At 47.5% G+C, this 20162-nt stretch carries 21 protein-coding genes, 1 tRNA gene and 1 rRNA gene; 21 read left to right on the top strand and 2 right to left on the bottom strand.

Going from position 1 to position 20162, the window contains the following annotated elements; all coding sequences use genetic code 11:
- Positions 1 to 70 precede the first annotated feature (70 nt).
- On the bottom strand, positions 71 to 655 hold the full coding sequence (hisB, locus tag FCL47_RS21565; protein WP_136815847.1) for an imidazoleglycerol-phosphate dehydratase HisB: 585 nt from the start codon (positions 653 to 655) through the stop codon (positions 71 to 73).
- 303 nt (positions 656 to 958) lie between these two features.
- Between hisB and FCL47_RS21560 the strand changes: the two genes are divergently transcribed.
- From FCL47_RS21560 to truA, 5 genes are all read left to right on the top strand, one after another.
- Positions 959 to 1033: transfer RNA gene (locus FCL47_RS21560), tRNA-Gly, on the top strand.
- A gap of 74 nt (positions 1034 to 1107) precedes the next feature.
- Positions 1108 to 1536: a 50S ribosomal protein L13 gene (gene rplM, locus FCL47_RS21555; protein ID WP_136815799.1), complete on the top strand. Its 429-nt coding sequence runs from the start codon at positions 1108 to 1110 to the stop codon at positions 1534 to 1536.
- A gap of 17 nt (positions 1537 to 1553) precedes the next feature.
- The gene (rpsI, locus tag FCL47_RS21550) at positions 1554 to 1946 is read left to right on the top strand and encodes a 30S ribosomal protein S9 (protein WP_136815798.1); all 393 of its coding nucleotides are present in this window, start codon (positions 1554 to 1556) and stop codon (positions 1944 to 1946) included.
- A 167-nt stretch (positions 1947 to 2113) separates the two neighbouring features.
- The gene (gene argC / locus FCL47_RS21545; protein WP_136815797.1) at positions 2114 to 3154 is read left to right on the top strand and encodes an N-acetyl-gamma-glutamyl-phosphate reductase; all 1041 of its coding nucleotides are present in this window, start codon (positions 2114 to 2116) and stop codon (positions 3152 to 3154) included.
- A 30-nt stretch (positions 3155 to 3184) separates the two neighbouring features.
- Positions 3185 to 3970 carry a tRNA pseudouridine(38-40) synthase TruA gene (gene truA, locus FCL47_RS21540; protein ID WP_136815796.1) on the top strand — a complete coding sequence of 262 codons (786 nt, stop codon included), beginning with the start codon at positions 3185 to 3187 and terminating at the stop codon, positions 3968 to 3970.
- Here truA and FCL47_RS21535 read toward each other — a convergent pair.
- On the bottom strand, positions 3957 to 4931 hold the full coding sequence (locus FCL47_RS21535) for a LysR substrate-binding domain-containing protein (protein WP_136815795.1): 975 nt from the start codon (positions 4929 to 4931) through the stop codon (positions 3957 to 3959). The two genes, truA and FCL47_RS21535, sit on opposite strands and share 14 nt — an antisense overlap.
- A 318-nt stretch (positions 4932 to 5249) precedes the next feature.
- Between FCL47_RS21535 and FCL47_RS21530 the strand changes: the two genes are divergently transcribed.
- The 16 genes from FCL47_RS21530 to FCL47_RS21455 form a co-directional block, all read left to right on the top strand.
- The gene (locus FCL47_RS21530; RefSeq protein ID WP_136815794.1) at positions 5250 to 5675 is read left to right on the top strand and encodes an NADH-quinone oxidoreductase subunit A; all 426 of its coding nucleotides are present in this window, start codon (positions 5250 to 5252) and stop codon (positions 5673 to 5675) included.
- Positions 5645 to 6148: an NADH-quinone oxidoreductase subunit B gene (locus FCL47_RS21525; protein WP_136815793.1), complete on the top strand. Its 504-nt coding sequence runs from the start codon at positions 5645 to 5647 to the stop codon at positions 6146 to 6148. The genes FCL47_RS21530 and FCL47_RS21525 overlap by 31 nt, the downstream gene beginning before the upstream one ends.
- Positions 6149 to 6215: 67 nt before the next feature.
- Positions 6216 to 6737 (top strand): NADH-quinone oxidoreductase subunit C, encoded by a 522-nt coding sequence (locus tag FCL47_RS21520; RefSeq protein WP_136815792.1) that lies wholly within the window; start codon positions 6216 to 6218, stop codon positions 6735 to 6737.
- On the top strand, positions 6734 to 7852 hold the full coding sequence (locus tag FCL47_RS21515; RefSeq protein ID WP_136815791.1) for an NADH-quinone oxidoreductase subunit D: 1119 nt from the start codon (positions 6734 to 6736) through the stop codon (positions 7850 to 7852). Before FCL47_RS21520 ends, FCL47_RS21515 begins: the two co-directional genes overlap by 4 nt.
- A gap of 14 nt (positions 7853 to 7866) precedes the next feature.
- Complete coding sequence (gene nuoH / locus FCL47_RS21510) at positions 7867 to 8871, top strand: NADH-quinone oxidoreductase subunit NuoH (protein WP_136815790.1); 1005 nt, start codon at positions 7867 to 7869, stop codon at positions 8869 to 8871.
- Position 8872: 1 nt separating this feature from the next.
- Positions 8873 to 9313 (top strand): NADH-quinone oxidoreductase subunit I, encoded by a 441-nt coding sequence (locus tag FCL47_RS21505; RefSeq protein WP_136815789.1) that lies wholly within the window; start codon positions 8873 to 8875, stop codon positions 9311 to 9313.
- Positions 9310 to 9852 (top strand): NADH-quinone oxidoreductase subunit J, encoded by a 543-nt coding sequence (locus FCL47_RS21500; protein WP_136815788.1) that lies wholly within the window; start codon positions 9310 to 9312, stop codon positions 9850 to 9852. Before FCL47_RS21505 ends, FCL47_RS21500 begins: the two co-directional genes overlap by 4 nt.
- The gene (gene nuoK / locus FCL47_RS21495; protein WP_136815787.1) at positions 9852 to 10178 is read left to right on the top strand and encodes an NADH-quinone oxidoreductase subunit NuoK; all 327 of its coding nucleotides are present in this window, start codon (positions 9852 to 9854) and stop codon (positions 10176 to 10178) included. The genes FCL47_RS21500 and nuoK overlap by 1 nt, the downstream gene beginning before the upstream one ends.
- Positions 10179 to 10195: 17 nt before the next feature.
- A complete protein-coding gene (locus FCL47_RS21490; RefSeq protein ID WP_136815786.1) occupies positions 10196 to 11659 on the top strand; it encodes a monovalent cation/H+ antiporter subunit D family protein in 1464 nt (487 codons plus the stop codon).
- Positions 11656 to 11910 (top strand): hypothetical protein, encoded by a 255-nt coding sequence (locus FCL47_RS21485; protein WP_136815785.1) that lies wholly within the window; start codon positions 11656 to 11658, stop codon positions 11908 to 11910. Before FCL47_RS21490 ends, FCL47_RS21485 begins: the two co-directional genes overlap by 4 nt.
- On the top strand, positions 11900 to 13690 hold the full coding sequence (locus FCL47_RS21480) for a Na(+)/H(+) antiporter subunit D (RefSeq protein WP_136815784.1): 1791 nt from the start codon (positions 11900 to 11902) through the stop codon (positions 13688 to 13690). Before FCL47_RS21485 ends, FCL47_RS21480 begins: the two co-directional genes overlap by 11 nt.
- Positions 13691 to 13717: 27 nt before the next feature.
- A complete protein-coding gene (locus FCL47_RS21475) occupies positions 13718 to 15259 on the top strand; it encodes an NADH-quinone oxidoreductase subunit M (RefSeq protein ID WP_136815783.1) in 1542 nt (513 codons plus the stop codon).
- 196 nt (positions 15260 to 15455) lie between these two features.
- Positions 15456 to 16868 carry an NADH-quinone oxidoreductase subunit N gene (locus FCL47_RS21470; RefSeq protein ID WP_136815782.1) on the top strand — a complete coding sequence of 471 codons (1413 nt, stop codon included), beginning with the start codon at positions 15456 to 15458 and terminating at the stop codon, positions 16866 to 16868.
- 148 nt (positions 16869 to 17016) lie between these two features.
- Positions 17017 to 18273 (top strand): M48 family metallopeptidase, encoded by a 1257-nt coding sequence (locus FCL47_RS21465; RefSeq protein ID WP_136815781.1) that lies wholly within the window; start codon positions 17017 to 17019, stop codon positions 18271 to 18273.
- Between the two features lie 295 nt (positions 18274 to 18568).
- Positions 18569 to 19495 carry a hypothetical protein gene (locus FCL47_RS21460; RefSeq protein WP_136815780.1) on the top strand — a complete coding sequence of 309 codons (927 nt, stop codon included), beginning with the start codon at positions 18569 to 18571 and terminating at the stop codon, positions 19493 to 19495.
- 549 nt (positions 19496 to 20044) lie between these two features.
- Positions 20045 to 20162: ribosomal RNA gene (locus FCL47_RS21455) — 16S ribosomal RNA — on the top strand; the annotation flags it as partial.

The following is a 20162-nucleotide window of genomic DNA, read 5'->3' as shown; positions in this document are numbered from 1 at the left end:
TTAAATATATCGGGTTCAATATCCACTGCAGTAAATACAGTCTGCAACTCAAGATCGCAGCCTGAAGTCATCAGAGACAGCCTTTGGAAGAGAGCGCACCTTCGACCGCGATCCTGGTAGTCGCACTGTGCATCGCCCGACCAAATCCTTTGAATATAGCTTCAATAATATGATGTCCGTTTTCACCATGCAAAAGATCGATATGCAGGGTGAACCCCCCATGCTGGCATACCGCACGAAAAAATTCTTTGGCGAGAGCTGTATCAAAAGTCCCCAGTTTCTGCTCGGTAACCACAGCATCGTAATGGAGAAACGGCCTGTTGGAAATATCAACAACCACCCTTACCAGGGTTTCATCCATCGGCAGATAGCAGTTGCCATAGCGGGCAATTCCGCCTTTATCGGCCAGCGCCCTGGCTATTGCCTGACCCAGACATATACCAATATCTTCCACCGTATGATGATCATCGACTTCGGTGTCGCCCTCTGCTTTGATTGAAAGATCAAAGAACCCGTGCACACTGAAGAGAGTAAGCATATGGTCTAAAAATGCCACCCCGGTCTTAATATCATTCTTACCTGAACCATCCAGGTCTACCTGCAACTCAATCGCAGTCTCGGCAGTTTTCCTGGCAACGAAACCCTTTCGTTCCATTGTTTCTGATTTAGCCATATTTACCATATCCATCTAAGCATTTTGAGTTAAGATAAAGCGTTCCAGCGAGAAAAACCTGTTTTCTGCATATCGGAGGTGCGATGATAAGCATAAGGAATTCATGAGCATTGATTCATATTAACAGGAATATATACTCCATACTGACAAAACCATCTCTATTTTTCGTGACTTTTATGAAGAAAATAATTACAATAGAACACTTAACTCAATTGATTTTTTAATTGACACACAGTTACAGACCTTGTATAAACACCGCAGTTTTGACACGTAAGAACTTACTGAGCGGGAATAACTCAGTGGTAGAGTGCAACCTTGCCAAGGTTGACGTCGCGAGTTCGAATCTCGTTTCCCGCTCCATTATAATGTGCAAAAGGTTCGACACTACTGTTCGGACCTTTTTTTATTAAATGATCGACCAATTGAGGGATACAATGAAAACCTATCTTGCCCCAGTCAACGAGATCGACAAAAAGTGGTACATTGTCGACGCAGAGAACAAGGTTCTGGGCCGTCTGGCATCAGAAATAGCCACCCGGTTGCGAGGTAAACACAAGCCGACTTTTTCCTCATTTATTGACAATGGTGATTTTATAGTCGTTACCAATGCTGAAAAAATCCAACTTACCGGCAACAAACTCGACGACAAGAAATACTATCGTCATAGCGGCTGGATGGGTGGAATTAAAGAGACATCCGCCAAAGAGATGCTCGAAAAACATCCAACTGATCTGCTTATCAAAGCTGTAAAAGGTATGCTGCCGAGAAATAAGATGGGTCGTGCTCAATTGAAAAAGCTGAAGGTATACGCAGGACAAAATCATCCCCATGCAGCACAACAACCTGCCGAACTAGATATTTAATCTTGGAGAATACAAAAATGGCTCAAGATCGTTTTTATGCCACAGGAAAAAGAAAGACTGCAGTAGCCAGAGTATGGCTTACTCCCGGCACCGGAAAAGTTATCGTTAATGAAGTTGAAGCAGATGCTTATTTTGGTCAGATATTTAAAAGTCAAAAAATCGTCAAACCTTTCAAAGTCACCGAAACCATGGAGCAGTTCGATGTCATCGCGACCCTCCGGGGCGGCGGAAAATCTGCCCAGGTAGATGCATTGTCCCACGGCATCTCCAAAGCGCTCCTGGAATCAAATCCCGCGATACGACTGCAACTGAAACAATCCGGCCTGCTCACCCGTGACCCGCGCGAAAAAGAGCGGAAGAAATACGGCCAGAAAGGCGCCCGCGCCAAGTTCCAGTTCTCTAAACGTTAAGATTTCACGCAAGACGTTTATCACCGGGATATCTGGCTTACGGCAGGCAACTGCAAAGTCCATGTTAGCTTTAAGGGGAATGACAGATCAGCTGTTGTTCCCCTTTTTTAATGCGATAAGGCCGGAACAGTTCATTACATACTATTTTTTCGAGGAGAATAACCACCATGCTCAAGGTCGGTATCATAGGTGCTTCCGGATATACCGGTGCCGAACTCGCCCGAATACTCTGCAACCACCCCCACGTGCAGATTACAGCTGCAACCTCAAGACAATATGCCGGTCGTCTGCTCTCGGAAATTTTCCCCAGCCTGCGTAAAAAAATCGATATTGTCTGCGAAGATCTTTCGGTTTCCGAACTGTGTGCGAAGGCCGACTTCTTTTTTACGGCAGTTCCGCATAAAACAGCGATGGATCTGGTGCCACAGCTGCTCGATGCAGGCAAGAAAGTCGTCGATTTATCGGCTGACTTTCGGCTGCGTGACGTTGCCGTCTATGAGAAATGGTATCAAGCCCATTCTTCAAGTCAATTACTTGGTGAGGCGGTTTACGGGCTGCCGGAACTCTATCGCAGGGACATTGCCGGCAGTCGCCTCGTGGCCAACCCCGGCTGCTACCCAACGTCAATTATCCTCGGGCTGGTGCCGCTATTGAAAGCAGGGGCGATTTCACTGCCGACGATTATTGCCGATTCAAAATCTGGTACCTCAGGCGCCGGCCGGGCCGCACAGACAGGATCACTGTTTTGTGAAGTACACGACGGCTTCAGACCGTACAAAGTTGGCAGAGCCCATCGGCACACTCCGGAAATAGAGCAGGAACTCGCGGTCCTGGCCGGAGAACAGGTACATATTTCGTTTACCCCACATCTTCTGCCCATAGCAAGAGGCATTCTGAGTACCGTCTACGCATCGCTTACCCCTGGCTTTACCCGTCAGGAAATTGATGCCCTCTATCACAATCAATACCAGAACGAGCCATTTATCCGGCTCCTTGAAGAAGATTCTTTTCCTGCAACGCAATATGTCCGGGGAAGCAACTTCTGCGACATTTCCTATAAGATCGATCCCGTGACGAACAGGATTATTGTTATGTCGGCAATCGATAATATCGTCAAAGGTGCTTCCGGCCAGGCGGTACAAAATATGAATGTAATGCTCGGTTTTGAAGAGACCACCGGTTTAGCGACTGTCCCTTTATTTCCTTAACTTCGGGCAGTCGCCCTGGTGTTCGTACCTATGTCTTTTGGCCAGCAAAATATCAGACTGCTTATCAGTTACGATGGTACCGATTTCAGCGGTTGGCAGCGTCAGCGGCACGACCGGACGATCCAGGGTGAGATTGAGCGATGCCTCACCCTGATGACCCGGGAAGAGATACACCTTCATGGGGCCGGGCGAACCGATGCCGGGGTCCATGCGGAAGGAATGGTTGCCCACTTTGCAACCGGATCGCCGCTCTCCTGCCATACTTTTTTACGTGGCCTGAATGGAATGCTGCCTGGAGCCATTAGAATCTTGGACGCCGTACAGGTAAGCCCGGATTTTCATGCCCGTTTTTCTGCCATCGGCAAACGGTACCAGTACATCATTTACACCGGCAGTATCCTCCCTCCCCATCTCCGATTGTACAGTGTGCATGTCACGGCAAAGCTCGATCTGTCAACCATTAACAATTGCCTGCCCCTGCTTGAGGGTACTCATGATTTTTCTTCTTTTGAAAATAGTGGTTCGCGAGATAAAAGCAATTGTTCAGGCCGCGGAGCAGTACGGACAATTCACCAGGCAAAACTCATACAGCAAACGCCAGATATGCTCATTTTTCAATTTATCGGTGATGGATTCCTGCGCAATATGGTCAGAAATCTTGTCGGTACTCTTCTTGATGTGGGCCGAAAAAAGCTGACTGTCGAGGAATTCTCGACGATCCTGCAGGCAAAAGACAGAACCAGGGCCGGTGCAACCGCACCCGCCCATGGTCTCTTTTTAAAAGAAGTACTCTATGGGGATCTTATTTTTTCATAGCTGAGTGCCTGGCAAGAAGTGACTGCAACTTCCAGGGCGAAGAAAGACAGATTCTTGAATCGTCACAGATTGTCATTACATCGCAAAAAGAAAGAAATTCAGCAAGGGCATCACTTATTTCGGTATCTTTGCGTTGGATAATTTTGAGTTGTCTTTTCATATCCAGTCCTTCAACTTTCAATCCTTTCAGCCATCCGTTTTCCGCTTCCCGACAAATACTGAGGGCAGAAAGACAGGTTATCCCCGCACCGGACTCAACAGCACGTTTAACCGCTTCCGGGTGTCCCATCTCCATGACAATAAGAACATCTTCCATATACTTGCCAAAACGCTCTCTGATCGTGGCGGCAGTCCCCGAATCACTTTCCCGCATGATCCACTTCTTGCCTTTCAGATCGGTTTTAATATCAAAAATTTCATTATGCGCCAGGGGATCGGTCGGTCCGCACAGAACAACTAATTCGTCTTCAAACCATGGCCGCCAAAGAATCTCTTCTCTTCCAGAGAGAGGGCCTTCGACAAAACCAACATCCATTTCTTTGTCAAAAACAAGTTTTTCTGCATATCTGGTATTGTAGACCAGCAGGTTAACATGTACATTCGGATGTACCTTCTTGAAAGCGCCGATAAGATACGGGAGAATGTAGTTGCCAAGAGTGGTGCTGGCAACAATTTCAATCCTGCCATCGAGTTTATCATTCCGCTCCGACATGATGGTTTCTATATTACTGACCTGACCAGTAATATCTTTGGCAAGCGGAAGAAGAAACCTGCCCCGTGCATTCAGAAGGAGACTTCGCCCATGTCTATCAAAAAGAGAACCACCTAACTGATTTTCCAGTTCTGCCAAAGCCATACTCACTGCAGACTGGGTGACAAACAACTTTTTGCTGGCCTTAGTGACCTGGGCAGTTTCCGCTACAGCTATAAATATTTCCAATTGTCTCAATGTGATAGACATGTTTCCTCGCTAGAATACAGATCACTTTTACTTATAATTACCATCTTAATTACTTAGGTTCCAAGGGAGTCATAATAGCATTTTTGAGAAGTTTCACAAGTCTTTTTACATCAAGGATTTCCAGTGAATAGAGGCCATACACACAGGTCCGATTCAGAACCAATGAGAGGTAAGGAAGAAACGAGTTTATCATTGACACGGCTATAACAATTATTTAAGATAGGTCGCAAATTTGACCAGCGGAAAATGTTAACCAACATGATGTAACTTGGTAGCATTGTATTAATTTTAAAAAATACAAGCAGACAAGGAATCAGTATGGAACAACAACTCACTGCGTTTCTGTATCCTGAGGAAGTTCTCTGGATAGCTGCATTTGTCATTGGCGGTTTAACCTTCGCCCTCGGTCCGATTGCTATAGTATATCTTTTAATGCCGCTCAAAACCAGGCAGATCAACAATAAAGCCCTGCAACACATCGAATGCGGCATGGACCCCATCGGCGACAGCTGGATTCGCTACGGGGTTGTCTTCTACCTGTATGCCCTCATCTTTTTAGCCTTCGACGTTGACGTTCTCTTCCTATTCCCTGTAGCTACTGCATACAACGATGCGATGTTCGCATCTTCTATACGTGATTTTATCGAAATCGTTCTGTTTGTCGGAATATTATCACTCGCAGTAGTTTATGCATGGATCAAGGGAGTATTTAAGTGGGAACGCAAAACGTACCTTCGTCAGTAGTTCAGTTTGCACCGCTAGATCAGCTGCTTAACATCGGCAGGGCCAACTCCTTGTGGCCCCTGACATTTGGTATCGCCTGCTGTGCCATCGAGATGATGGCGACCGGCTGTGCCAGATTTGACATGTCCCGCTTTGGGGCTGAAGTTTTTCGCCCCTCTGCCAGACAAAGTGATGTCATGATCGTCGCCGGGACCATCACCAAAAAAATGATGCCGGGCATCAAGACTCTCTACGACCAGATGCCTGAACCGAAGTGGGTCATGGCTCTGGGCAACTGTGCAATTTCCGGCGGGCCATTCGCCTTCGAAGGTCAGTACAGTATCGTCCTCGGCGCCGACAAGTTTCTCCCGGTCGATGTCTATATCCCCGGCTGTCCGCCACGACCCGAAGCCCTCCTTCAGGGAATTATCGAACTTGAACACCTCGTCTCTGACTGGAAGAGGTGGAAAAACCCGGAGGCTGCAAAAGTTTAAGTCTATCGCTCAATAACCCGTTCAGAACCGCAAATTACCGGTTTTTATAGTTCTTGGAGCAAGTAATATGATTTGTGAAAAAACAAGACTGGCTCTCCAAAAGCTTTTTCCAACACCAGAACCACAAGAAGCGCCGATCGAAGACGCAGGCGAGGAAAAGGACAAGAAAGTTCCGCAAGAGCCACGCAACAACGGTCTCGTTGAACGTGATTACGCCGTGCACGGCTATCACCTTGATGCCCAGGTGTCTCCTGACCAGTTACTGGAAGCAGTCACCATTGTTGATGAGGCAGAATTCTTCATTGAAAGCATAACGGGTGTCGACTGGATCAAAGACGGTCAGCTTGAGGTCATTTACGATTTTTCCAGGTATGACTTCGATCTCTGCCGGGTGGTCATCAGGACCAGAGTCGATCGAAACCACCCCGTGGTCCCGACAATTACCGGTATCTATGCCGGAGCTAACTGGCATGAACGCGAAACCCATGAGTTTTTCGGCATCAAGTTTACCGGGCATCCCCACCTTGTTCCGCTCCTTCTTCCTGAAGACGCAGATTTCCATCCACTCTTAAAGGATTTCAAGGCATGAATTCTCCAATAAAACTTCAACCGGACGAGACGTTCATCCTCAATGTAGGGCCCCAGCATCCTGCTACGCATGGTGTACTCCGGGTCAAGATGGAGATGAATGGGGAGTATATCGTCAACGCGGAAACGGTCATCGGCTATATTCACCGGATGCACGAGAAGATGGGAGAAGTCAAGACCTACCCTCAGTTCCTGATGAACCTGAGCCGCATGGATTACCTCGGAGCCCTCGGGTATTCTCACGGTCATGTGCTGCTGATCGAAAAGGCCTCGGGCATCGAGGTTCCGGAACGGGCGGAGTATATCCGGGCGATCATGGTAGAGCTCAATCGCGTCGCTTCACACCTTTTCTGGTTCGGGGCCTTTGTTATGGATCTCGGCGGGTTCAGCCCGCTGATGTACGCCCTTCAGGACCGGGAATACATCCTCGATATGCTTGAGGCGGTGACCGGATCCCGCCTGACCTATTGTTACTTCCGTTTCGGTGGACTGTATAATGATATCGACGATGATTTTATTTCGGCAGCCCGACGCTTCATTCCCCGTATGCGAAAATCACTGAAAAAATATCACAAACTGGTCACCGGGAATATTATTTTCCACAAAAGGCTGGAGGGCATCGCCCCTCTCAGCCAGGAAATGTGTCGAAAATATGGTGCCTCCAGTGCGGTTGCCAGGGGATCCGGTATCAATTTTGATGTCCGGAAAAACGAGCCATATTCAGTGTATCCGGAGTTTGATTTCGATATTCCGGTCTTCCATGAGTGCGACTCGCTTGCCAGATACAAGGTTCGAATGGAAGAAATCGAGCAGTCCTTGAGGATAATAGAGCAAGGGTTGGACAAGCTGCCAGACGGGCCGATCATGCCCGAGAAAAAGCCCAAACTGATTAAACCACCCCCCGGAGATTATTACCAAGCGGTTGAAACCGCCCGGGGCAGTTTTGGCATCAGGCTGGTCAGCGATGGTGGCAAGACCCCGTATCGATTAAAGCTTCGTTCGCCAACCTACTCAAACATGCACTTGTTTGATGAGTCATGCCGAGGCATGATGATAATGGATGCTCTCGCATTTATGGGAAGTCTTGACCTGGTCATTCCCGAGATAGACAGGTAAGAGGAAATTCATCTATGAGCTTAACACTACTGAATGTCATTGTTGCCGTTGTGATTGCCATCGCTTTTGCCGCCCTCAATGCAGCGTACCTGGTCTGGGCCGAGCGAAGAGGTGCCGCACGAATCCAGCGTCGCCCCGGACCGAATATCAACGGTCCATTCGGTTTGCTGCAGCCTCCGCTTGACGGTATCAAACTGATGGCCAAGCAGCTGACTATTCCCGGCGGGGCCGACAAGGTACTCTTTATCGCCGCCCCGGTTCTCGCCATGTTTCCTGCTATTATGAGCTTCGTGACCATTCCGTTCAGCGAGAGCATCGTCGCCAAGAACATGAATGTCGGTGTCCTGATGATTTTTGCTTTTGCGTCAACGGGTAGTATGGCCCTGGTCTTTGCCGGATGGAGTTCGCGGAACAAATATGCCATGATGTCCTCGGTGCGTGCGGTATCACAGGCTGTAGCCTATGAAATTCCCATGCTTATCACGACAATTACGGTGGTCATGATTGCCGGTTCCACGGATCTCATGGAGATTGTGCGTCAGCAAAGCGGGTCGATACTGCACTGGAACATCTTCCCTGTGCTGGGCAACTCTCATAACCTGTTGATGCCCATGTCTTTCTTGATTTTTTTCACCTGCACCCTGGCCGAGACCAACCGGGCGCCATTTGATCTGGGCGAGGCGGAAAGCGAACTGGTCGCTGGTTTTCACACCGAATACGGTTCCATGGGGTTTGGCCTCTTCTTTATGGGAGAATATGCCAACATCGTCATCGGTTCCTGCATGACAACCATTTTGTTTCTGGGCGGCTGGAACGCCCCCCTTCCTTTTCTGGGCTTCATTCCCGGTATTTTTTGGTTTCTTCTCAAACTCTATTTGTTAATCGCTACGTTTATCTGGATCCGTTGGACCTTTCCCCGGACCACCATTTACGGACTCTTGAATCTCAGCTGGAAAATTCTCATCCCGCTGTCTCTGTTCAACCTGCTGTTTACCGCAGGATTAATAAAGGTGTTTTAACATGATCACCTATTTTACCGACATCTATCATGGTTTGATCAGCCTTTTTATTGGCATGGGCATAACCTTCAAAGAATTTTTCAGCCCGACGGTCACGGTCTCCTATCCATACGAGACGCTGACCATGTGCGACAGATATCGGGGCCATACGCAGCTCATCGCCAATGAAGAGGGAAAACCAAACTGTGTGGTCTGCGGTCTCTGTGAAAAAGCCTGTCCTTCCAACTGTATTTCTCTGGCCGGTGAAAAGCCGGAAGGCGGGAAGAAAAAAGTGTTGACCAAATACATTCTTGATTTTACCAGGTGCTCTCTCTGCGGGTCCTGTGTTGAATCCTGCAATTTCAACGCACTTGAGTTTTCTAAAGAATACAACCTGGCGAGTACCAGAAAAGAGGATTTTATCTTTGATCTTCTCAAACGTCTGGAGGAAAAAAATAAATGAACCCGTCAATGGTCACATCCCCAAGCCTTTTTAGTGTCGACGGACTGGTCGGGGTCGTCTTTTTAATTAATCTGGTAATTACCATAGTCGGCGGCTTTATCGCCTGTAACTCGGAGCGACTGGTTCGGGCCGTTGCCGGACTCATTGTCTGTTTTATTGGAGTGGCCGGAGTCTACTACTTTCTGAATTCACCTTTTGTCGCCCTGATGCAGGTTCTGATCTATGTCGGAGCTGTCTCCGTGACCATCTCTTTTGCCATCATGCTCGCAGCGCCAGAGGAGAAGAAGAGGGTTGGTCCTGCCGGACCGCTGGTCGGCCCTGCCGGTTTTGCCACCGCCGCCCTTCTTGCCGGCGGCTTCTCCGTCCTGGCTGTCAGGACAGACTGGAAAGTCATGGCCAAAATCAACGATGGATCGATCAAAACCATCGGCATAGAATTATTAACCAATTATTCTATGGTCTTTGAGTTGATTTCCATCGTCCTGCTTATTGCCATTCTGGGCGCCCTGGTTATTGCCAGGAGCGGGAGGGATAACTGATGTCGATACTTACATTGTATAATGATCTCAACACGTTTCTTGTTATTGGTGCCGTTCTCTTCGGCATTGGCATTTACGGTATCGTCACCAGGAGAACACTTATCGGTATGCTTATTGCCGCAGAATTGATTCTGGCTGGGGCGTCCGTCAATTTTATGGCATTCAACCGTTTCACTTCACCGGATCCGGTTACCGGACAGGTATTCACGCTTTTTATCATGGCGGTTGCCGCTGCTGAAGCTGCCATCGGTCTCAGTATCATTATCGCGGTGTATCGACAGTTTAAATCGATAGACGCAGAAGACACTGTTCAACTTAAAGGTTAACCGAGGAGCCACCTGGAATGGATTATAAATTACTCATAGCCCTGCTCATTCCGCTGATTGGTACGCTGGGAGTGATGTTCAAGGGGGATAACGAAAACATCAGGGAGGGCATATCTTCAGTTTCTTCCATCCTCCTCCTGCTGGTCGTCGGATCCATGATTCCTGCAGTGCTCCATGGAAAAACCCTTGTTCTGCATCTTTTCACGATTCTTCCGGGCGTATCTGTTACTCTGCGAGCAGATGCCATGTCGATGATTTTTGCCCTCGTCTCCTCCTCTCTCTGGACCATCGCCGTTTTCTACTCGATGGGCTATATGCGAGGACTCAATGAACATGCGCAGACGCGTTTCAATGCCTGTTTCGCCTTGGCCATTTTCGGGGCCATCGGAGTAGCCTTCTCCGATAACCTGTTTACGATGTATTTGTTTTACGAGATCGTCTCCATATGTACGTATCCCCTGGTAGGTCACCACCAGGATGCCGAAGGTTACAACGGAGCACGTAAGTATATCATTTACCTGACAACCACCGCCAAAGCCTTCCTGCTGCCGGCCATGATCCTCATATATGTGCTGACCGGCACGCTCGATTTTGCTTCAAATATCCATGACGGAATTTTTCCTGCCGGCATAAACGGTACCCTGGTTATCATGCTGTACATCTTCTGTATCTTCGGCTTCGCCAAAAACGGGGTCATGCCGTTTCATCACTGGCTGCCCGGGGCAATGGTTGCCCCGACTCCTGTCTCCGCACTGCTCCATGCAGTTGCCGTTGTCAAAGTTGGCGTGTTCTGTACGACAAGGACCATGCTTTACACCTTTGGCACCGATACCATGCACGCCTTCAATCTGGGTATTCCGACTGCCTATTTTGTCAGTTTCACCATTCTCGCTGCATCAATCATTGCTCTTTCCAAAGATAATTTAAAGGCCCGGCTGGCGTATTCCACGGTCAGCCAGCTCTCCTATATTATATTAGGTGCCGCCTTACTCACCGATCCAGGCATCCAGGGCGGCCTGATTCATATCGTTAATCACGCCTTCTCCAAGATCACCCTGTTCTTTTGTGCCGGTGCCATATATGTAGCGACCCATAAAAAGCAAATTTCTGAGATGGATGGCCTGGGTAAAACCATGCCCTGGACGTTTGGCGCCTTTGGCGTTGCCTCGCTGAGTATGATAGGAGCACCGCCGGTGGCAGGATTCATAACAAAATGGAATCTGCTCATCGGCTCGGTAGAAGCGCATCAGATCGGGATACTGCTCATTCTCATCGCCAGTACCCTGCTCAACGCCGCTTATTTTGCCCCTATTACCTACCGGGCTTTTTTTGGTAAACGGCCGGAAGGTGAGCCTTTTACCGGTATAAAAGAAGCGCCTCTCGCCATGCTCATACCAATTCTGATAGCATGCACAATTTCTGTGCTTTTAGGTATTTTTCCTGACTTCATGTTGCAATTTGTAAAGGCGGTGACGGGATGATAATAACGTTCATTGATTTTCTGAAAGCGCGACTGCAGGCAGTAAAAATTGGCTGCTACATTGGCATCGCGGTCATGTTGGTCTGGTCGGTGGTTGCAGTAGACACCCATCACGCCCACACATGGATGGAAGCACACATTCCAGGTTTCTGGTCGATATTTACCCTGTTGTCCTGTGTGGTTCTCATTTACTTTGCAAGATGGTTCGGCAAAAGCGGAATCATGACCCGGGAGGATTACTATGACAACTAGCTTTATCCATCCGGCTCTGATCTTGATATGCGGGGCGCTGATACTGCCTTTTATAAAAGAGCCGTTTCGAAAACTCTATCTCTGCAGTGTGCCGATCCTCACCTTTCTGGATGTGATCTACCTCAGCTGGCACCCCGGCGTCCATGGTGTAGTCACCTTCATGGGGGAATGGACCTTGACTTTCGGCAGAGTTGACAGCCTTTCCATGGTATTCGGGTTCATTATGGCCCTTATGGCCATAATTGGCACCGTGTACGGCCTGCATGTCAAAGACAATCTGCAACATATCGCTGCCTGGTTCTACGTATCAGGCAGTCTCGGGGTCATATACTGCGGTGATTATTTAGTCCTCTTTCTCTTCTGGGAAATGATGGCCTTTGCCTCTACTTTTCTCGTCTGGTTTAATAAAGATGACGGCGCACTGGCCGCCGGATACCGCTATTTACTGATCCACACCTTCGGTGGCATCGTTTTGCTGCTTGGTTTTGTTCTTCGGTATCAAGCCACCGGGGATCTTTCTTTTGTCCAACTCGATGCACATCACACCCAGCTATACACCTGGCTGATCATGGCCGGACTGATGTTGAACGCTGCTGTTCCTCCTCTCCATTCCTGGCTGCCGGATGCGTACAGCAAAGCCACGGTTACCGGAGCGGTTTTCATGTGCGCTTTCACCACCAAAACTGCTATATACACTCTGGCCCGCGCCTTTGCCGGCTTTGAAATCCTGATCGTTCTCGGGGTCATCATGGCCATCTACGGTATTATTTATGCCATGATGGAAAATGATATCCGCAAACTGCTCGGCTGGGAAATTATAAGTCAGGTAGGTTATATGGTGACCGGGGTCGGAATTGGCACTGCACTGGCTATTAATGGTACCTGTGCCCATGCTTTTGCCCACATCCTGTATAAGGGTTTGCTCTTTATGGCTGCCGGGGCAATTCTCCACTCGACCGGGAAATCCAAATTCACCGAGCTTGGCGGCCTCTATAAAAAGATGCCGACGACTTTGTTCTTCATGGTTATCGGCGGAGTATCCGTCTCGGCCTTTCCCCTCTTTTCCGGTTTCGTGTCCAAATCGATGATCATAGCGGCCGGTTTTGAAGAACATCTGTACATCGCTGGATTCCTGCTCACCCTCGTGTCAGTCGGTACCTTCCTCGTCGCCGGATTACGGCTGCCTTATCTCATCTTTTTCGGCGAGAACCGTTGCAGCGAAGAGACCTGGGCCAAGGCAGAGGAACCTCCCTGGAATATGCATGCGGCGATGGCGGCAGCAGCATTCCTCTGTCTGGCGATTGGATCGTATCCCCCATTTCTCTATCACATGCTGCCCAATGCCGGAGTGTCGTTTCACCCCTACAGCAGCTCCCACCTGAGTGAAACATTCCAGATACTTGCATTTACAGCACTGGCGTTTGTTTTTCTCAAAGATAAACTCGGCGCCAAAGCGACAATCAGCCTCGACCTGGAATGGTTCTACCGAATGGGTGGCCGGGGTTTTCTCTGGCTCGCCCAACATCCCATCCAATGGCTCGACAACGTTTGGGGTGTTGCATATAGAGTCGTCGGTCTCTACTCACTGATGACAACCGCCAGATTCTGGTCCTGGTTTGACTGGCATGCCATTGACGGCGTGGTAGATGGTAGTGCCAGAGGTGTGAGAGCAATAGGCCGTAGGGTGACGATAGTCTTGCAGCGAGGTCAGATACAACAGACCATTTTTATTTCGGTCACCTTTGCGGCCATCCTGCTTATCTCGTATGTCTGGCTTTAATTTTTTTGAACTCAAGGATCACTGGTAATGGATCAACTACTGATTAACTCCGGCTTCCCCATTTTGAGTGTACTCATCTTCCTGCCTCTGGCGGGAGCACTTCTCCTCCTTTTGGTGAAGAGTGAGTCATTGTGTCGATATCTAGCTCTTGCCACGACCAGTGTTGTCGGCCTGCTCTCTCTTCGCCTGATAACCGGTTTCGACAGGACAACTCACAAATTCCAATTCGTCGAGCACCACCCCTGGATTGATACGTTTAACATCAACTACACAATCGGGGTCGATGGTATTTCCATCCTACTCATCCTCCTGACAACAATTATCATGCCGTTTTGTGTCCTCGCATCCTGGTCATACATAAAAACCAGGATCCAGGCGTTTATGGTTTGCCTGCTTATCATGGAAACCGCCATGATCGGCGTTTTTGTCGCCCTCGATTTTGTTCTGTTTTATGTTCTCTGGGAAGCAATGCTTATTCCGATGTATATGCTCATCGGCATTTGGGGTGGGCCACGGAAAATTTATGCCTCCATAAAATTCTTCCTGTATACTCTCGCTGGTTCAATTTTGCTTCTCGTCGGCATAATCTGGTTGTATACAGCCAACCATTATAGTTTCTTTATACCGGACATGATGTGGCAGGATTACCCGGTCAATGCCCAAATGTATCTTTTCCTGGCCTTTTTTCTGGCATTTGCCATTAAAGTACCCATGTTTCCCTTCCACACCTGGTTACCGGCTGCACATGTTGAAGCCCCTACCGCCGGATCGGTTATCCTGGCAAGTATCCTGTTGAAAATGGGTACCTATGGTTTTCTCCGGTTTGCCTTACCAATCACACCGGAAGCCACTATCATCCTGATGCCGTATGTCCTCTGGCTGTCGATTGCCGGCATCATCTACGGCGGCTTTACCGCGCTTGCCCAAAGTGATATGAAAAAACTTATCGCCTACTCTTCTGTTGGCCACATGGGTTTCGTAACACTTGGAATTTTTGTCCTTAACGTCGATGGGCTTGAAGGAGCAATCCTGCAGATGGTCAATCATGGTATTACCACAGGAGCTTTGTTCCTCTGTGTTGGCATGATCTATGAAAGAACACATAGTCGAGAATTACGTTCAGCAACCGGTGTCGGCAAATACATGCCAGTCTACATAACCTTTTTGGCTTTCTTCTCACTTTCCTCGTTTGGCTTTCCCGGTACCAATAGTTTTGTTGGCGAATTCATGATTCTGGCCGGCGCCTTTAAATTCGGTACAGCAAATGGCGGTTTTCCTTATCTGGCTCTGGCAGCGATACCCGGAGCAGTTCTCGCCGCGGCCTATATGCTGCGTATGCTGCAGAAAATCATCTGGGGCGGTACCGACAATCCAGATCAATCATGGCTCACGGATGTGAACAGTCGGGAGATTGTAACCCTTGCACCTTTTCTGTTTTTTGTGTTCTGGATCGGCCTTGGGCCTCAACCGTTCCTGGACCTGATACATACGAGTGTTGCCCAGCTTCTGCAGCAGTTCACTGCCCATCAGGCACAGGCTGTTGCCGTGGCTGGATCGGTTTTACATTGAACTTTGCAGACAACTAACTCCGGTGAACTGAATGCCCTCATGAAGGGGGAAAGCCCTTCACGAAATAACTTTTATGAAATTTTTTTCTAAGTCACTAACCCCGCTAAAAAACTTTGCGGGATAAGTTCCTTCACGAAAAAATTCTTGCAAAACAAGATTTTTTTCTAAGTCACTAAGACCTAGTAAAGGTAACAAGATGCTATTTCTACCTGAATTTACATTGTTAGGGGCTGGACTGATTCTCTTTATTTTCAGTTTGGGCAAACCGGCGAGCGGCGTGATTAAAAATGTTGCGATAGGCTTCGCTGCATTGACCCTGTTTGCGACCCTCCTTTGCCTTAAAAGTGAAGGAAAACTTTTTTATGCGGCCTATCAGGTTGACTTTTTCTCCCAGATTTTTAAATTTCTCATCGCATTAGCTACCCTCATCGTCCTGGTTTTCAGTGACGCCAGGGGGGATGTGCATGAAGAAACCCGGGCTGAATACTACCTGTTCCTCTTCATGTCGGTTTTAGGATTAATGATGCTCGTGTCGAGTGTAGAGCTTCTGTCAATCTTTGTTTCCCTGGAACTTTCCTCCTTTGCCGTCTATATCATGGTCCCGATGAGAAACAATACCACCGCCTCCGGCAACCAGGTGGAAGCCGGCATCAAATATCTGCTGTTTGGTGTTATGGCGACGGGTTTAATGCTTTTCGGCATGAGTTACATGTACGGCCTGACCGGCTCTACCCAGCTGCCTGTTGTTGCAGAAAGATTATCTCTCATCTATAGCCAGCCAGCAGCTGTAATCGCCATCGTATTAGTGCTTGCCGGATTCTTCTATAAACTCGCCCTCTTTCCCCTGCATTTCTGGGTACCTGATATCTACGAGGGTGCATCAAATGAAACCACCGCATTTATTGCCGCAGTGCCAAAACTTGCTGCAGTGGCTCTGTTGCTGCGCTTGATAACAATGGTGAGTTCAGAAGGCGAAGTGATAGTGAATGTGCTTATGGTCTGTGCCCTGCTGTCGATGTTTTACGGAAATTTATCCGCACTCATCCAGAAAGACGTCAAGAGGCTCCTCGGCTTTTCCGGAATCTCGCATGCCGGCTTTGTTCTCGTCGGTTTACTGACCTTTAAACTTACCGGGTATGCTACCGCCATGTATTATATAACGGGCTATGTCTTTATGAACCTGGCTTGTTTCCTGGTAATCTGCACCGTTGCGGAAAATGGCAAAAACGTTGTCGTCGAAGATTTCACGGGCCTGCACAAACGTGCCCCCCTTCTGGCCCTTACCTTGACTGTTGGGCTTTTTGCCCTCGCCGGCATTCCTCCTTTCGTTGGCTTTACCGGCAAATTCCTTCTATTGCTCGGTGCCCTAAGAGAAGGCCACCTCATTCTGGTCGTGCTTGCCGCAATTAACACCGGCATCGCTATCTATTATTATCTGTCTATTGTCCGGGTCTCCTTCTGCACCGATTCCGAGAACCGAGGAACCGTTGCAAGTTCCGGCATCAATAATGCTCTTGCGTTACTACTCATCATGACAATTATTGTTATGGGAGTAATGCCGTCGCAATTTATTGCGATGACTACTTCTGCAATACAAACACTCATGTAAATCGCTGCGTCGTTTTTTCACAACGCTTTGATCCTGATACTGGAAAGCCCTGCATCTCATCAGATGGCAGAAGGTCAACAGCTATCTGTTCAAACACCTGCACGAACGCAGCTTCTTTCCCTGGTAACACTTTACATTTCAGGAAATCATGAATTTCTGGCTGTTTATAGTTCTACTGATCATTGCCATTTCCTATCTCCTGGAACTTATTGTTTCATTACTCAATATTACTGCCCTCGATCCAGCACTGCCAAAAGAATTTGCCGCCACTTATAATGAACAGGAGTATCAAAAATCACAGGAATATACCCGGGCGACGACCTCTTTCTCCCTCGTAGAGAATAGTTATTCGACCATTATCACTGTTCTTTTTCTGCTTTTCGGCGGTTTCAATTATATCGATATATGGGTGAGAAGCTTTAACTATGGTCAGATTGTAACCGGCTTATTATTTATCGGCACCCTAGGTTTTCTAACTTTCGTCACGCACCTGCCTTTTTCCATATATTCCACATTCGTCCTGGAAGAACGCTTTGGCTTTAACCGTACCTCACTTCAGACCTTTATTCTGGACATATGCAAAGGCGGATTGCTCTCAATCGTTCTCGGAGCTCCCATATTAGCGCTGGTATTGTGGTTTTTCATGTACGCCGGTGTCTATGGCTGGCTCTATTGCTGGCTTGGGGTGGTGCTTTTTTCCCTTGTTTTACAGTTTCTTGCCCCTGTTCTCATAATGCCGCTCTTTAATAAATTTTCACCTCTGGAAGATGGTCCTTTACAGGACAGAATCCTCGACTACGCCAAGCAAGAACATTTCAAACTTCAGGGAATTTTTACAATGGATGGTTCTAAACGATCATCAAAACTCAATGCGTTTTTTACCGGTTTTGGCAGATTCAGAAAAATTGTTTTTTATGATACCCTGCTTGATAAGCTCAATGACTCTGAGATTATTGCAGTTCTTGCGCACGAGATGGGCCACTTCAAGTTGAAACACGTCATTAAAATGATTCTTGCATCAATTGTTCAAACGGGAATCATGTTCTACCTTCTTGGTATTTTTCTCAGCAATAGTGAAATTTCTTCCGCATTTCGCATGCAGCATACTTCTGTCTATTCGAGTCTGCTCTTTTTTGGGTTTCTTTATTCGCCCATAAACCTGCTTGTATCAATTATCTTCCATTTTTTCTCGCGGAAAAATGAATTCGCCGCCGACAGGTATGCAGCACAATCAACCGGTGTCCCTGAATTTCTTGTCAGCAGTCTGAAAAAACTCAGCCAGGCAAATCTCAGCAATCTTACACCGCACCCGACAATGGTTTTTCTCCATTACAGCCATCCTCCGGTATTGCAACGAATTGAGAAACTCCGTGAATACGGCAGCACCACGGGATTTGACACTTGAATCCGGAAAACCTGATACATAAAATAAACAAAAAACGATGTTTCAATTAATGACGCATATATGCCGCGGATACACTGAGCGATTCATGGAGCGTGCAACATCTCCCCAGTCTAAATTCGATTTACCGGCTGAGCTGAAATACAACATAAAACTTGACACCATAGACAGTTAGATGGTTATTTTAAATTACTATTTTCATCTTAATGTAGCATCAGACACATTTTTACAAACATGTCTCTGTAACCACCCTATCTAGTTAAGATTATTATTCATATCTAAATATAGGAGATTTAAAATGCAAAAAAATGAATTTCGGGGTCCTCTTATGCAGTCCGCTGCAGTACTCGGTGGCGTACTTATTCTGTTCGCCGTTGTTGCATCATCAGGTACCAGCGGCTCTGAAGGTGGGATTCTCTCGATTATTTTTGGGATAGGCAACCTCATCCTGTTTTTCATAGGAATGGCTATTGCCCTCCCTTTTACCATCGCTCTGCTTATTGCGATTTTTCTTGCAGCTGTGGCAATGGTTAACCCCGAGCAGGCGTCGCAAATGTATTCCGACTTAAAAAAAAACTTCTCGCTAAACGCACTATCGCTGATTAAGCAATGCTGTGCAGACAGCCAGTCAGAAACAGGAATTACCACGGAGGAATACGACCGCATGAAACTGGAGATCGCACAACTTCATGATAAGAATCTGATATTACAGAAAGACATTAAGGACCTTATAGGTGGCAAATCACTGCTCCAGGAAAACGTTGCAGATCTTACCGGCGAAAACTCAGATCTTAAACAAAAAATTGAAGAGATGAGTGTTGCCATTGAACACCTGCAGAATTCTGAAAAAGATATCAAAAATCTCGTTGAACAACTCACCACAAAAATTCAGGCAGGAGCAGATCAGGAACTAAAAGACCAGATTAAGAAACTTGAACAACTTTACGGTGCGACACATATCGAGATCGAAAATCTGATGCAACGTCTCAACACGCTGGAAACAGGTCTCAAACAATCGCCCGTATCAGGTATTTTCGCCTATGTTGAGAGTGAGAAAGATCAAGCTCTCTTTATCGAGAAAGTAGAGGAAGCTCTCTCCCAGGAAATGACGTACGCACAAATTGACGAATACTTGACTAAAACCCTGCCTCCCGAACTGGACAAAATTATAAAGGACCATCCCGCACTGACTAAAAACTATATTCGTAATCTGCGCAGAGACTGATCCTGATTACTCTCTATGTACTTTTAGAAAGCCGAACAGATAGGACATGTTCGGCTTTTCTTATTCTGTCGGAAAACTTTATTCGTTTGCCATTCCCCCGCAACTCCTCGACGCAGCGCGATATATTTAAGCATGAAGCACTGTTCCGGTAAATAATTTTCCAATTTAGCTCATTTTCCCCTTGACGGCACCCAGGCAATCAAGTAGTTTGCCGCGGTCTTTGAGGAACACGGAATGCGGCATCGACCTGAACGGTCAGCACCGCATTGCAGCGGGAAACAAAAACAAAAAAGAGTAAAGAAAAACATTGACCGGCAGTTTCGGTTATGTTAGATTAGCCTGCTCATCGCGGCATTCGTACCGCGGGGTTTTCTGTTGCCTGGAGAGCCTGAGCACGATCCTTGAAAACTGAATAACAACAATTATGCAAACGGGCCCAAAGTGTACCCCTTTATAAGGGAGACACAGGGCAAACTTTGTAATTCAAAGTTGAGCTCTTATGTAACATAGCATTATATAAGAAACTACCTTCGGGTAGTCTAGGATATCAAACTGGAGAGTTTGATCCTGGCTCAGAACGAACGCTGGCGGCGTGCTTAACACATGCAAGTCGAACGCGAAAGTTTTCTTCGGAAGACGAGTAGAGTGGCGCACGGGTGAGTAACGC

It is taken from the genome of Desulfopila sp. IMCC35006, assembly GCF_005116645.1.
In the GTDB taxonomy this organism is placed as follows: Bacteria; Desulfobacterota; Desulfobulbia; order Desulfobulbales; family Desulfocapsaceae; genus Desulforhopalus_A.
The sequence above is the reverse complement of the archived record's forward strand: the minus strand, read 5'-3'. Positions and strand labels throughout refer to the sequence as shown.